At 69.9% G+C, this 13,180-nt stretch carries 15 protein-coding genes; 10 read left to right on the forward strand and 5 right to left on the reverse strand.

What is annotated here, in order from left to right; translation table 11 throughout:
* Window positions 1-225: 225 nt before the first annotated feature.
* The gene (locus ACSHXN_RS22040) at window positions 226-534 is read right to left on the reverse strand and encodes a hypothetical protein (protein WP_059126903.1); all 309 of its coding nucleotides are present in this window, start codon (window positions 532-534) and stop codon (window positions 226-228) included.
* A gap of 1,061 nt (window positions 535-1,595) precedes the next feature.
* Between ACSHXN_RS22040 and ACSHXN_RS22045 the strand changes: the two genes are divergently transcribed.
* The 5 genes from ACSHXN_RS22045 to ACSHXN_RS22065 all read left to right on the forward strand — a co-directional run bounded on the left by ACSHXN_RS22045 (window position 1,596) and on the right by ACSHXN_RS22065 (window position 5,725).
* Complete coding sequence (locus tag ACSHXN_RS22045; protein WP_220293552.1) at window positions 1,596-1,952, forward strand: ArsR/SmtB family transcription factor; 357 nt, start codon at window positions 1,596-1,598, stop codon at window positions 1,950-1,952.
* Between the two features lie 4 nt (window positions 1,953-1,956).
* Window positions 1,957-2,583: an SRPBCC family protein gene (locus ACSHXN_RS22050; protein WP_438303573.1), complete on the forward strand. Its 627-nt coding sequence runs from the start codon at window positions 1,957-1,959 to the stop codon at window positions 2,581-2,583.
* A gap of 216 nt (window positions 2,584-2,799) precedes the next feature.
* Complete coding sequence (locus tag ACSHXN_RS22055) at window positions 2,800-3,558, forward strand: trypsin-like serine peptidase (RefSeq protein WP_355139325.1); 759 nt, start codon at window positions 2,800-2,802, stop codon at window positions 3,556-3,558.
* Between the two features lie 181 nt (window positions 3,559-3,739).
* Window positions 3,740-4,747, forward strand: coding sequence for a C40 family peptidase (locus ACSHXN_RS22060; RefSeq protein WP_355803846.1), 1,008 nt, complete (start codon window positions 3,740-3,742; stop codon window positions 4,745-4,747).
* Window positions 4,748-5,026: 279 nt separating this feature from the next.
* Window positions 5,027-5,725, forward strand: a complete 699-nt coding sequence (locus ACSHXN_RS22065; protein WP_355139321.1) for a phosphatase PAP2 family protein — start codon at window positions 5,027-5,029, stop codon at window positions 5,723-5,725.
* Window positions 5,726-5,815: 90 nt separating this feature from the next.
* Here the strand turns inward: ACSHXN_RS22065 and ACSHXN_RS22070 are convergent, their stop codons facing one another.
* Together ACSHXN_RS22070 and ACSHXN_RS22075 are read right to left on the reverse strand one after the other, a co-directional pair.
* Complete coding sequence (locus tag ACSHXN_RS22070) at window positions 5,816-7,402, reverse strand: FAD-binding oxidoreductase (protein ID WP_438303574.1); 1,587 nt, start codon at window positions 7,400-7,402, stop codon at window positions 5,816-5,818.
* Window positions 7,403-7,583: 181 nt separating this feature from the next.
* Entirely contained in the window at window positions 7,584-7,745 is a 162-nt protein-coding gene (locus tag ACSHXN_RS22075) for a hypothetical protein (protein ID WP_181923093.1), read from the reverse strand.
* 121 nt (window positions 7,746-7,866) lie between these two features.
* Here ACSHXN_RS22075 and ACSHXN_RS22080 point away from each other — a divergent pair, with 121 nt between their 5' ends.
* Window positions 7,867-8,709, forward strand: a complete 843-nt coding sequence (locus ACSHXN_RS22080; RefSeq protein ID WP_355139317.1) for a hypothetical protein — start codon at window positions 7,867-7,869, stop codon at window positions 8,707-8,709.
* A 203-nt stretch (window positions 8,710-8,912) separates the two neighbouring features.
* The gene (locus ACSHXN_RS22085) at window positions 8,913-9,089 is read left to right on the forward strand and encodes a hypothetical protein (RefSeq protein ID WP_355139315.1); all 177 of its coding nucleotides are present in this window, start codon (window positions 8,913-8,915) and stop codon (window positions 9,087-9,089) included.
* Window positions 9,090-9,149: 60 nt separating this feature from the next.
* On the opposite strand, the gene ACSHXN_RS22090 is transcribed toward ACSHXN_RS22085, so the two are convergent.
* On the reverse strand, window positions 9,150-9,503 hold the full coding sequence (locus tag ACSHXN_RS22090; RefSeq protein ID WP_355139313.1) for a metal-sensitive transcriptional regulator: 354 nt from the start codon (window positions 9,501-9,503) through the stop codon (window positions 9,150-9,152).
* 281 nt (window positions 9,504-9,784) lie between these two features.
* Between ACSHXN_RS22090 and ACSHXN_RS22095 the strand changes: the two genes are divergently transcribed.
* From ACSHXN_RS22095 to ACSHXN_RS22105, 3 genes are all read left to right on the forward strand, one after another.
* Complete coding sequence (locus ACSHXN_RS22095; protein ID WP_331266332.1) at window positions 9,785-10,405, forward strand: DUF47 domain-containing protein; 621 nt, start codon at window positions 9,785-9,787, stop codon at window positions 10,403-10,405.
* 7 nt (window positions 10,406-10,412) lie between these two features.
* On the forward strand, window positions 10,413-11,411 hold the full coding sequence (locus ACSHXN_RS22100) for an inorganic phosphate transporter (protein WP_355139311.1): 999 nt from the start codon (window positions 10,413-10,415) through the stop codon (window positions 11,409-11,411).
* A gap of 671 nt (window positions 11,412-12,082) precedes the next feature.
* Window positions 12,083-12,283, forward strand: a complete 201-nt coding sequence (locus ACSHXN_RS22105; RefSeq protein WP_220293557.1) for a DUF5988 family protein — start codon at window positions 12,083-12,085, stop codon at window positions 12,281-12,283.
* Window positions 12,284-12,386: 103 nt separating this feature from the next.
* Here ACSHXN_RS22105 and pstB read toward each other — a convergent pair whose 3' ends face one another.
* A complete protein-coding gene (gene pstB / locus ACSHXN_RS22110; RefSeq protein WP_059126914.1) occupies window positions 12,387-13,163 on the reverse strand; it encodes a phosphate ABC transporter ATP-binding protein PstB in 777 nt (258 codons plus the stop codon).
* Between the last annotated feature and the right edge of the window lie 17 nt (window positions 13,164-13,180).

Consider the following 13,180-nt stretch of genomic DNA (forward strand, 5'->3'; position numbering starts at 1 on the left):
CACGCCCCCTCGACCTCGTAGCCGATTCGCATTTCGTGTCGGAACTCGTAGAAGTACGACGGTAGCCGTGCTGGCTTCCGCGCGGGCGCGGTGTGGTGACTCGACATCTGGGGAACGCAACCTCAGCCGGTGGGCGCGACGGACGGGTGGGTCGGAGGGCGGGAACCCGGCGCACCCGGGCGGGGACTGATGGCGCGTCAGGGTCGTGGTGGTCCGGGGCGGGGTCTAGACGGCCATGCCGTACACGATCGTGAAAAGCGTGCCGAGCGAGCCGATGATGAAAACCCCGGTCAGGCCCGCGATGATGAGGCCCTTTCCCTGCTCGGCGCTGAACGTGTCGCGCAGGGCCGTCGCGCCGATGCGCTGTTTCGCCGCGCCCCAGATCGCGATCGCCAGGCAGAGGAGGATGGCGATGGCCATCACGACCTCGACCATCACGCGAGCCTCGTTGCCCAGACTGCCGAAAGGACCCCAGTCTGGGGCGATACCGCCGATGATCGTGTTGATGTCGCCTTTTGCGGCCGCGAGATACATGTAAGTCACCGCCCCTAGTGGGTAGTTCCGTACCCCCTGCCACCGTCGCAGAGGTCAGGGTCATTGTCGCTGACGATGGCGCTCTCGTATGTCGACTTGGCGTCATCGATTGGCGGGTTTCGTACGTGCCCCTTGCCATCGGCCCGCGCGGGACCCTCTCGGGGGCGTGGGACGGTTCACCGAGGGGCATCTGGTCACTCTGTGTATCATGCCTGGTCACGCCGGGCAATGAGGGTCGGGCGGAACCTCCGGTGCGGCCCCCTCGGTGACCTCCTCCGTGCAGCGCGGACCCGGATCGGCCCTCGACGGGGCCCGGACGTGCGGACCGTTCCGTTGGGGTGTCACCCGTACGAGCGGAAGGTTATCGCTGGACGGCGGAACGGGCCGCGGCCGGGTGCCGCGGCCCGTTTCCCCCGGTGCGCCGGCGGACAGGGTCCCCACGACCCCCGCCGTCGGCCTCCCCGGCGGCCGGAGGTCAGCCCGTGGGGGCCGTGACGGCCGCCGGGTGCTCGGTCTCAACCGCCTTACGGAAAAGGCGGGAGGGTGCGATGTCCGTCGGGAGGCCCTTCGTGGGTCGGTCGTTGGCGGCTGCGCGGGCCGAGGCGCCGTCGCGGAAGCGGTACTTGGCGAGGGAGGCCGGTGCGCTCGCGCAGTCGTGTGCGCCGGCTCGGGTGCCGCGTTCGTTCGTCCGGGCGGAGCGGGGCGGGCGCAACGTACGGCCTCCTGAGCATGCGGTGACAGGGGCGGTGACGGGGTGTGCCGAACGACGGTGCGGTGGTCCCGGCGACGGCTCGGCGGCCCGTGGACGACGATGACTTGTTGCGTCCGCGGCAACAAGGGGCTTCGGGAATTCTGACGTCCCCCTTACCGAACGAGGGCGGCGCCCTTACGTGTCGATGGCCGCTCGATGGCGGTCCGCTGGGCACGGCTTGACCGGACTCCGGGGAGATGTGACGGGTTTCCCCGGAGGGCCCGCGCGTGTCCGTCCGGCGAGCGCCGGGCCGGCCCGCTTCAGTTGTTCAGTTCTCGCTTATATAAGCAGCGGCTGATACCTTGCCCTCATGCACGCATTCGATGTGCTCGGAGACCCTGTGCGCCGCAGGATCCTCGAACTGCTGGCCGACGGGGAGATGACGTCCGGGTCGGTCTGCGAGGTCATCACGGCGGAGTTCGGGATATCGCAGCCCGGTGTCTCGCAGCATCTGAAGGTGCTGCGAGAGAACGGGTTCGCGACGGTGCGCCCCGAGGGGACGCGGCGCCTGTACGCGGTGAACTCCGAGCCGCTGCGGGACGTCGACGAGTGGATCGGGCGTTTCCGGCGCTTCTGGGCCCCTCGGCTGGACGCGCTGGAGACGGAGTTGGCACGGGGGAAGCGGGAGCGCCGCCTCGGGCGCCGGACGGGAGAGAGTGAGGGCTGACGGCATGGACGTCACGCACGAGATCAATGCGGTACGGCGGCAGGTGGGCCGGCGGGAGTTCAAGGCGGGCGAGGCGCGGGTGGTGACGGTCTCGCGGACGTACGACTCCTCGCTCGACGACCTCTGGGACGCCTGTACGAACCCCGAGCGCATTCCGCGCTGGTTCCTGCCGGTCTCGGGAGACCTCCGCGTCGGCGGGCGCTTTCAGCTCGAGGGCAACGCGGGCGGCACCATCGAGCGCTGCGATCCGCCGAAGAGTTTCTTCGCGACGTGGGAGTACGGCGGTGAGGTGAGCTGGATCGAGCTGCGCCTGACGCCGGTCGAGGACGGCGGGACCCGGTTCGAACTCGAGCACATCGCGCATGTGGACGACGAGCGCTGGGCCGAGTTCGGCCCGGGGGCCGTGGGCGTGGGCTGGGACACGGGTCTGCTGGGCCTTTCGCGGCACCTGGCGACCGGGGCCTCGATGGACCCCGCGGAGGGTATGGCCTGGCTGATGTCCGACGAGGGCCGCCGCTTCGTGACACTGAGCAGCGAGGCCTGGCGGGAGGCGAACGTGGCGGCCGGTGAACCGGATGAGTCGGCACGCGCCGCGGCGGAACGGACGACGGCGGCCTACACGGGGGGCTAGACGCCGCGTCCGAGGGGCTCGCCGGGCCGGTGGACGCCAGGTCGGCCGTGCGTGCGGGGGCGCTTAGGGGAGGAGTCGTGAGACGCAGCGTGCGTCCGAAAGGGGGATGCCGCACCGGCGGCGTGCCCGTGCCGACCTGCGGCGACGAAGCCTCACAGAGGAAATTCAGATTGCCCGGGGAGTGTTTCTCACCTTCCTGCGCCACAGTGGGGGGTGATGAACCGCATCCCACGCCCCTCAGGCAACCGGCGGCACGCGTTCTTCGGTGCCCTCGTGATGCTGGCCGTCACGACCTCCTCCGTGTCCGCCGCCGACGGCGGCCCCGGACCGCTGGGCGTCACCACCGTGGCGAAGGCCACCGCGGCGGGCGCGCGGATCGGTGCGCTCTTCGGGGCGGGCGACGCGCAGGCGGGCGGCCACTTCTGCACGGCCTCCGTGGTCCACAGCCCGCAGCGCGACCTGATCGTGACCGCCGCGCACTGTCTGGGCGGCGGCGAGGTGTGGTTCGCACCCGGGTACCGGGAGGGCAAGGCGCCCTACGGGGTGTGGAAGGTGACCAGGACGTTCGTCGACGACGCCTGGAGCGGTGACGAGGACGAGGACAGCGACGTCGGTTTCGCCAGGCTGGAGTCCATCGGCGGTGTCGACGTCGAGGACGTCGTCGGAGCCGACAAGTTCGTCACCGGACACGGGACCGGGGCGACCGCGGTGACCGTCACGGGGTACCCCGACTCCGCGGAGACACCGATCACCTGCACCAACAAGCCGACCGCGGTCGGCAGTACACAACAGCGCATCGCCTGCCCGGGATTCACCGCCGGCACCAGCGGCAGCCCCTGGGTGAACACCCACGGCGAGGTCGTGGGTGTCCTCGGCGGCCATGAACAGGGCGGCTCCACGCCGGACGTCTCCTACAGCGTCGTGCTGGGGGACGAGGCGCAGGACCTGTACCGGACGGCGTCGGCTCCCCGATAGCGACGGGTCCCGGACGCGGACCGGGCATGCGCGGACGGACCGCCGAACGCATGCGGCCGTCGTGCTTGCCCAGGTGGCCGATCTCGTACCCCCGTGTGGCCGGACCAGGACTTTTCGGGGTCCGGCTCCCCCGGGCGCCCCTACACTGACCCTCGGCGGACTCCCGTGCGACGAGGGGCGGTTGACGGTGCGTAAGGCGTGGATCTGGACGACGGTCGCCGTCGGTGCCGCGCTGAGCTTCGTGATGGTCCTCGTCGTCGGCGTCTACATGGTCGCCGGCAACCTCGCGAACGGCATCGGGGGAGGGTCCGTCGGGCTCGCCAAGAACGCCGTGCCGGCCGCGTACGCGACGCTCGTACAGAAGTGGGGCAATCTGTGCCGCGCGATCAACCCCGCGCTGCTCGCCGCCCAGCTCTACCAGGAGAGCGGCTTCAACCCGAACGCCAGGAGCCCCGCGAAGGCGGAGGGGATAGCGCAGTTCATCCCCGGCACCTGGGCCACGCACGGCATCGACGGCAACGGCGACGGAGTGGCGAACGTGTGGGACCCGCGCGACGCGATCCCCTCGGCCGCCTCGTACGACTGCAAGCTCGCCTCCTATGTGAAGGACGCGCCCGGGAACCCGACGGAGAACATGCTGGCGGCGTACAACGCGGGAGCGTACGCGGTCATCAGGTACGGGGGTGTGCCGCCGTACCGGGAGACCCGGAACTACGTGAAGACCATCACCACCCTGGCGAAGAGCTTCGCCGCGCCCGTCCAGCGGCTCCAGCCGTCCAGGCAGGCGGCCGGCGCCATCTACTACGCGCAGAAGAAGCTCGGCACGCCCTACCTGTGGGGCGGCAACGGCACCCCCGAACAGGGCGGGCGCTTCGACTGCTCGGGACTGACCAAGGCCGCGTACGCGAGCGTGAACATCACGCTGCCGCGCGTCGCCAACGACCAGTACAACGCCGGGCCGCACCCGAAGCGGGACGAACTGCTCCCGGGCGACCTGGTGTTCTTCTCGCACGACCCCACCGATTCCCGTGCCATCCATCATGTCGGGATCTACGTCGGCGGCGGCTACATGATCGACGCGCCGAGGACCGGTGCCGTGATCCGCTTCGACCCGATCGACACCTCGGAGTACTTCGGGGCGACGCGTGTCACCGAAGATGGCGCGAAAGCACTGCCCACGACGGTGTGAATCGGGGTGCGAACGACACGTCGAAAGATGCGCACTGGCTGGAACTATGTCCTGCGGGTGCCCGCTGAGCTGCGAAGACGAGTCTCTCTTCGATAACGTCTACGTGATCATTCGGTGGAATGCGGAACGTCGGGAAGACGACTGTGCGTTCCTTCTGACGTAGAGCGCCGACGTAGACGGACGGCTTGACGTGGAGCGGATCTACGACCACGGGGGTGGTGGAGCGGCGCGCACGTGCGCGTCCGCGGAACGCGACAGAGGACGAAGGGGCCGCGCACCATGGCTGGACTCGCCGAATCCGGGTCGAACCCCGACGTCGATCTGCTCTACGACATCAACGGCCTGGCGAAGGACGTGCCGCACTGGCTCGGCCGGGGCCTCGGGTTCGTCGGCGAGTACGGCGTTCTTCTCGCCATGGTCCTGCTGGTCGTGGGGTGCTGGTGGACCGTGCGCCGCCGCGGTGGCGAGGGTGTCGCGTCCTCGCTCGCCGCGCTCGTCTGGGCGCCGCTGGCCGCGGGCATCGCCGTACTGGTGAACGTGCCGATCCGGGGCTTCGTGCAGCGCCCGCGCCCGTTCGTCGACCATCAGGGGATCGACGTCCTCGTCTCCGGCAGGAGCGGCTTCTCCTTCGTCAGCGACCACGCCACGCTCACGATGGCGGTGGCCGCCGGGCTGTTCGTCGCCCACCGGAAGTTCGGCCTCGCCGGCCTCGGACTCGCTCTGCTCGAAGGGTTCAGCCAGGTCTACATGGGCGCGCACTACCCGACGGACGTCGTCGGCGGCTTCGCCCTCGGCACCGCGGTCGCCCTGCTGCTCTCCCCTCTCGCCACGGCCCTGCTCACCCCGGTCATGAAGGCGATCGAGCACTCGCCGCGTGCCGGCCGGCTGATCCGCGGCCGTGACGCGCGGTCCGCGGACCCCCTGATCGCCGACACCAGGACGGACTGCGCGACAGAGGAGCGGGGCCTGGCGGCCTGACGGAGGGGCGGCCCCCCGGCCGCCCCGGCCCCCGCCCGTCCTCGTCCGGCGAGCGCCCGTCACGGCGTCCGGTGCGGGCGCCCGCCTTCGTCAGAGCGCCTGCGGGAAGGTGAAGAACCCGTTCGGGTCGTACTGGTGCTTGAGCTGCGCCAGCCGAGGGGCCGCGTCGCCGTAGTACGCCTTCCGCCAGTCGGTCAGGGTGGCGTCCGTGTAGTTCTGGTAGGCAGCGCCGGAGGCGTAGCCGCGCATCGACGTGTGCGCGGACGTCAGCCACGACTGGGCCGTCGTGCCCGAGGTGCCCGGGCGCCAGCTCGCGATGTACTGCGCCAGCATGCGCGAACGGCGGTGCACGAACGCCGTCGCCGTCGGTGAGACCCGGTTGACCGCGCCGCCGAGGGCGGTGAACGCGACACTGCCCGCGCCGCCCCGCGCCTGCGCGACCTGGGCGAGGATCGTCTGGATGCCGGCGGTCGGGATGGAACGGTCGAAGAAGTCGGAGCGGGCCGCGTACGTCTCGCGGCCGAGGGCACCCTGCCCCGAGCGCCCCGGCGTCGAGCCCGGCAGATGGCACTGGGCGTCGGTGGGGAAGGACGAGCAGCCCGCGTAGGACTCCATCGCACTTTCGTAGGAATGCCGGTTGAGCGAGACACTGCGGGCCGGAGCGCCCACCCGTTCGGCCAGCCGGTCGACCGCGTTCTGGAGTTCGCCGTACGTGCCGAGCGAGAACGCGGCGACGGAGACGGTCGGCGTGCCGCCGTTCTCGAGGTGGCAGGAGGACCAGATCTCGTCCGGCTGGTCGGGGCCCCACTCCTGCCAGGCCCCGAGCACCGCGGCGGCCCGCGACCACGGCCAGGTCATGTAGGCCGACACCGCCTGGGGCGCCGGGTGGGTCCTGAAGCGCAGCTCGGTGACGACGCCGAAGTTGCCGTTGCCCGCGCCGCGCAGGGCCCAGAAGAGGTCCGTGTTCTCGGTGGCGCTCGCGACGACCTGCTTGCCGTCCGCCGTGATCAGGGTCGCCCGGGTGAGGCTGTCGCAGGTCAGTCCGTACGCCCGGGAGACCACGCCGTGGCCGCCGCCGAGCGTGAGGCCCGAGACGCCGACGGTGGGGCAGGAGCCCGCGGGAATCGTCACGCCCTTCGCGGTCAGCGCGCGGTAGACGTCGATCAGCTTGGAGCCGGCACCGACGACCGCCTCGCCGGCGCTCGCCCGTATCGTGTTCAGCTTGCCCACGTCGATGATCAGACGGTCGTCCCCGGAGGACCAACCGGCGTAGGAGTGGCCCCCATTGCGTATGGCGACCTTGACGCCCTGGGCGCGTGCGTACGCCAGCACGGTGCGGATGTCGTCGGCGTGCGCGACGTACGCCACCGCCGCGGGCTTCAGGGAGTCGAAACGCGTGTTGTAGAGCTGCTGGGCCGTGGCCCAGGCGCGGTCACCGGGGCGGACCAGGGCGCCGTCCAGGTCCTTGGAAAGGGCGTTCAGGTCGGCCGCGGCACGCGGGCTGCTCGTGGCCGTGGCCGTGGTCGTCGCCGCGGCCGGTGTCGCGGTCGTCGTGGTCGCACGCACGGACGTGCCGGTGGCGGACGGTGTGCCGCTGCTGCCGCCACCGCTGCAGGCGGTGGTGACCGCCGCCGCGACCGTGGCGGTGGCACCGCCGATGAACGTACGCCGTTGCATGTGCGCCTCCCATGGGTTCCGAGCAATGAGATGGGCCCATGTGGCGGAAAAGTTCGCGCGGAAATGCCACAGAATCGTCACGACGTCCCTGGCAGGCGCGGCCGAAATGCCCGGAACGGTCCCAGCTTGTCCGTCCCCTGGGTGAGTTGTGCGGCCGGGGGCCACCGAAGCGGCCCCGGATCTAGGCGCTCGCGTGCTTCTCGGCGTCCGTTCTGGCCAGGCTGCGGGCTCTGCGTGCGGGACCTCGCCAGCCACAACTGCACCGGGCCACACAGAAACGGCCCTGTTCGACGGTCGAGGTGCGGTGCTCCAGCGGAATGGTGGGGGTGTCCTGTCGCTCCACGTCCACAAGGTTACCCGGGGCAAGTGTCCGGCCATGCGGTGCGCGTGACGGGTCCCCCGACCCGTCGTTAAGCGGAACGACAGGAGGGCACCGGGACGGACCGGCTGGGGGTAGGCAGGTGATGGTGGTGCGGCGGCACGGTCGGGTCGGTGCGGCGATCGTCGTGGCAGTGGGACTGCTGGTCTGCGGCGCCCCGCTCACCGGATGTTCCGGCGGCGGGTTCGCCGTCGATGACGCGCGCTCCGGCTCGAGCGCCGTCGAGACGCTCCGGCAGGCGGCCTCGACCCTGGTGCGCGCGGGCAGCTCCAGGGCCCGTACCTCGATGGAGATGGCCACCGGCGGGACCCGGGTCACCATCCGCGGCGAGGGCGTCTACGACTACCGCGAGCGGCTCGGCCGCCTCAGGGTGACCCTGCCGCAGGACCCGGCGGGCGCCGAGGAGCACCGCCCCATCACGGAACTGCTGGCTCCGGGCGCCCTGTTCATGAAGAACCGCGGTGCGGGCGTGCCCGCCGACAAGTGGGTGCGGGTCGACACGACCGCGCTCAGCGACGGCAACCTCGTCACGGGCGGCGCCACCGACCCCTACGCGGCGGCGGAGTTGCTGCGGGGGGTGCGACAGGCGACCTACGTGGGGCGCACCGAGGTCGCGGGGACGCCGGTGCGGCACTATCGCGGGGTCGCCGACATCGGGCTCGCGGCGCGGAGCGCGACCGGCGACAACAAGGCGTCGTTGCAGGCCGCAGCGAAAGGGTTCGCCACTGCCGAGGTGCCGTTCGACGCCTATCTCGACGATCAGGGCCGCATCCGGAAGATCCGCCACCGGTTCAGTTTCGTCAACGGCCGGCAGAAGACCGCCGTCGCCGTGGCCTCCACGACCCTGCTGTTCGCGTTCGGGGCCCCCGCCGACGTACGGCTGCCGGACACCAAGGACATCTACGCCGGGAAGATCGCCGCGCAGTGACCGGGTGCCTGCCGATGACGCGCGTGCCGACGACGGCTCGCACTCCGGGGGCGGCCGGTCCCGTTCGCCCCGAACCGGGCGGGTAGCGACCGGCGCCGGTCCGGAAACTGGCGCGGCTGAGGGGCCGGAAATGGTCCGTCCGTGCCATGCGCGGTGCGTAGCCGCTCCCTACCCTAGGAAGCTGGTGACGGCAGAAAGAGGTGATGCGCGTGGCTCCGGTCGGCGGTACGGCAGTTCAGGACCACGTGGCCCTCGCCGAGATCGAACTGTGCGGTGACCTGATCATCGCGGCCTCGGCCGCACACGAGGACCGGCTCAGTCTGGAGAGCATCGACGAGGTGCTGAAGGTCGCCGAGGAGAGGGACATCCGCGACGAGTGAGCGCGCCGCGCGGGGCAGCGGCCGATCCGCCGGCCCCGGTCTCGCGGAATGTCGGGAACATCACGTCCGCAGGAGACGGCCGATCGCCTTCGTCGCCTCCTCCACCTTCGCGTCGATCTCCGTCCCGCCCTTGAGTGCGGCGTCCGCCACACAGTGACGCAGGTGCTCCTCCAGGAGCTGGAGGGCGAAGGACTGGAGCGCCTTCGTGGAAGCGGAGACCTGCGTGAGTATGTCGATGCAGTACACGTCCTCGTCGACCATCCGCTGCAGGCCCCGGATCTGGCCCTCGATGCGGCGCAGCCGCTTGAGGTGCTCGTCCTTCTGCTTGTGATAGCCGTGGATGCCCCGGTCGTGGTCGGTCACCACGGTCCCGGTGCCCTCGGAGGGCGCTGCCGCGCCGGTCTCGGTCGTCATCGCGTCCTCCTGTCGACTGCCGTTCCGGGGAGCGGGATCCGGACAGACGACCGTCGGTCCGGACTCCGCGCATCCCGGTACGGACATATACCCCTGGTGGGTATATGGTAACGAACTTTGCTGGGTATAGGGCCCTTGGCCGGCCACCTGGTCGCACCCGCACCGCCCCCGTGCGGACCACTGTGTTCGATGGGCGACACTGGAGGACGGCCCCTTAGCCGTGGCCGGATGATGCGCTTAGCATCAGCCTGACCGAAACCGAAGGATCCTGAGGACCCCACGTGCGCTTTCGTCTGACCCCCAGGGAGACGAGCTTCTACGACATGTTCGCCGCATCCGCGGACAACATCGTCACGGGCTCGAAACTCCTGATGGAACTGCTCGGGGCGGACGCTTCCGCCCGGGCCGAGATCGCAGAGCGTATGCGGGCCGCGGAACACGCTGGTGACGACGCCACGCACGCGATCTTCCACCAGTTGAACTCCTCGTTCATCACACCGTTCGACCGCGAGGACATCTACTCCCTCGCTTCTTCCCTCGACGACATCATGGACTTCATGGAGGAGGCCGTCGACCTGGTCGTCCTCTACAACGTCGAGGAACTGCCGAAGGGCGTCGAGCAGCAGATCGAGGTGCTGGCCAGGGCGGCGGAGCTCACGGCGGAGGCCATGCCGAACCTGCGGACGCTGGAGAACCTCACCGAGTACTGGATCGAGGTGAACCGCCTGGAGAACCAAGCGGACCAGATCCACCGCAAGCTGCTCGCCCATCTCTTCAACGGCAAGTACGACGCGATCGAGGTCCTCAAGCTCAAGCAGATCGTGGACGTGCTGGAGGAGGCGGCGGACGCCTTCGAGCACGTGGCCAATACCGTGGAGACCATCGCGGTCAAGGAGTCCTGAGGCGTCCATGGACACCTTTGCTCTGATCCTGACCGTCCTGGTCGCGCTCTTCTTCGCGTATACCAACGGCTTCCACGACTCGGCGAACGCCATCGCGACATCGGTGTCGACCCGGGCGCTGACACCGCGGGCGGCACTGGCCATGGCCGCGGTGATGAACCTCGCCGGTGCGTTCCTCGGCAGCGGGGTGGCGAAGACGGTCAGCGAGGGCCTGATCCAGACGCCGCAGGGCGGCAAGGGGATGGGGATCCTCTTCGCGGCGCTGACCGGTGCCATCGTCTGGAACCTGATCACCTGGTACTTCGGTCTGCCGTCGTCCTCGTCGCACGCGTTGTTCGGCGGGCTGGTGGGCGCGGCACTCGCCGGCGGTACGACCGTCTACTGGTCCGGGGTCCTGGACAAGGTCATCACCCCTATGTTCCTGTCGCCGGTGGTGGGCCTGATCGCCGGCTATCTGGTGATGTCCCTGATCATGTGGATCTTCCGCCGGAGCAACCCGCACAAGGCGAAGCGGGGATTCCGCATAGCGCAGACGGTGTCGGCGGCCGGCATGGCCCTCGGCCACGGTCTGCAGGACGCGCAGAAGACGATGGGTGTCGTGGTGATGGCGCTGGTCATCGCCGATGTCGAGGACTACGGGGACCCGATCCCGGTGTGGGTCAAGCTCGTCTCCGCCGCGATGCTGTCCCTCGGCACGTACGCGGGTGGCTGGCGCATCATGCGCACGCTCGGCCGCAAGATCATCGAGCTCGACCCGCCGCAGGGCTTCGCGGCGGAGACCACCGGCGCCTCGATCATGTTCGCGACGGCGTACCTCTTCAAGGCCCCGATCTCCACGACGCACGTCATCACGTCGGCGATCATGGGTGTGGGCGCGACGAAGCGGGTGAACGCGGTGCGATGGGGCGTCGCGAAGAACATCGTCCTGGGCTGGTTCATCACGATGCCCGCGGCCGCGCTCGTGGCGGCGGCAGGCTTCTGGCTGATCAACCTGGCTTTCCTGTAATCGTCACGACGTCCCGACACCCGCGGGGCCGTTCTGCCGACCGCACTTCCGCCGCGGTTGCCACCCAGTGTCGTGTGGCCCGCATCCTCCTTGGCGCCGTCCGCTTCAAGGGACGCCTCCTGCCCCGGCCCCTCGGTGCCGCCTTCTGCGCACCCGTGCCGGTGGGCTCCTCGTCTCCGCTCCGGTGCCGTCCTTGTCGGCCTGCGCCGCAAGGCCGTCCGTCTCGTCCGTTCCGACTCCGGAGCGCAGCGAGCGGTCTCCTGCTCCCGCCGTCTCCGGGTCTGATCGCGTCCTCGTGACCCCGGTGTGACGTGCGGCCGCAGTCTTCGGCGGCCTGAGCCGGTGCTGCGGCTTTCCCGTGCCGGGGCCCTTGTCGGCCTGCGCCGCAAGGCCGTCCGTCTCGTCCGTTCCGACTCCGGAGCGCGCCGGCGGTCTCTCGTTTCCTGCTTCGCTGCGACTGGTCCCGTCCCCGTGGCCCACGGCATGACGTGCGGCGGGTCGCCCTTCGGAGGTGTCGGCCCGACGACTTCGTTCCCGTACCGGGGCCGCCGCGCCGGCCGGTGCCGCAAGGCCGTGCCCCCGAGTCCCACGGCCGTCGTCCGAGTCCACGCGCCCTGTGGCCGGGGTCCGGTTCGAGATGCGGGTGCCGATCGGGGGGCAAGACTGGAGCTATGACTAGCAAGGCACTCCTCGAAGGCGGGCCGGAGGATCTGGCAGGCCAGATCGTGCCGGTCGTGCCTCCGGGACAAGAGCTGAAGATTCCGCACCGCGGCGGATACGAGCACTACAAGGTCACGTCGCGCCACGAGGACACCAAGGAGGGGCAGGTGAACGTCTACCGCTGGTGGGAACGGACCGAGCTCGCCGAGTGAACAACGCGAACGGGCCCGCCCCCGGGAGCCGGGGGCGGGCCCTCTTCGGCCTCGCGGTGGCACCGCCATGCAGCACCGCGAGGGGTTTCCACGGACCGCCGGATCAGCCGAAGCGGCCCGAGATGTAGTCCTCCGTCGCCTGGACGGACGGGTTGGAGAAGATCCGCTCGGTGTCGTCGATCTCGATCAGCCGGCCGGGCTGGCCGACGGCCGACAGGTTGAAGAACGCCGTGCGGTCCGAGACACGCGCCGCCTGCTGCATGTTGTGCGTCACGATGACGATCGTGAAGCGCTCCTTCAGCTCACCGATCAGGTCCTCGATGGCGAGGGTGGAGATCGGGTCGAGGGCGGAGCAGGGCTCGTCCATCAGCAGGACGTTCGGCTCGACCGCGATCGCGCGGGCGATGCACAGACGCTGCTGCTGACCACCGGACAGGCCGGAGCCCGGCTTGTTCAGGCGGTCCTTCACCTCGTTCCAGAGGTTCGCGCCCTTGAGGGACTTCTCGACGATGTCGTTCAGTTCCGACTTCCGGTAGTTGCCGTTCAGGCGCAGACCGGCGGCCACGTTGTCGAAGATCGACATCGTGGGGAAGGGGTTCGGGCGCTGGAAGACCATGCCGACCTCACGGCGGACGGAGACCGGGTCGATGCCGGTGCCGTAGAGGTTCTCGTCGTCCAGGAGGACCTTGCCCTCGACACGCCCGCCGGGCGTGACCTCGTGCATGCGGTTGAGCGTCCGCAGGAACGTCGACTTGCCGCAGCCGGAGGGACCGATGAACGCCGTCACCGATCGCGGCTCGACCGTCATCGAGATGTCCTCGATCGCCTTGTGGGAGCCGTAGTAGGCGGTGAGTCCGCTTACGTCGATTCGCTTGGCCATGACTACTTCACTTCCAG

Source organism: Streptomyces sp. HUAS TT11, from assembly GCF_051553595.1.
Lineage (GTDB): Bacteria > Actinomycetota > Actinomycetes > Streptomycetales > Streptomycetaceae > Streptomyces.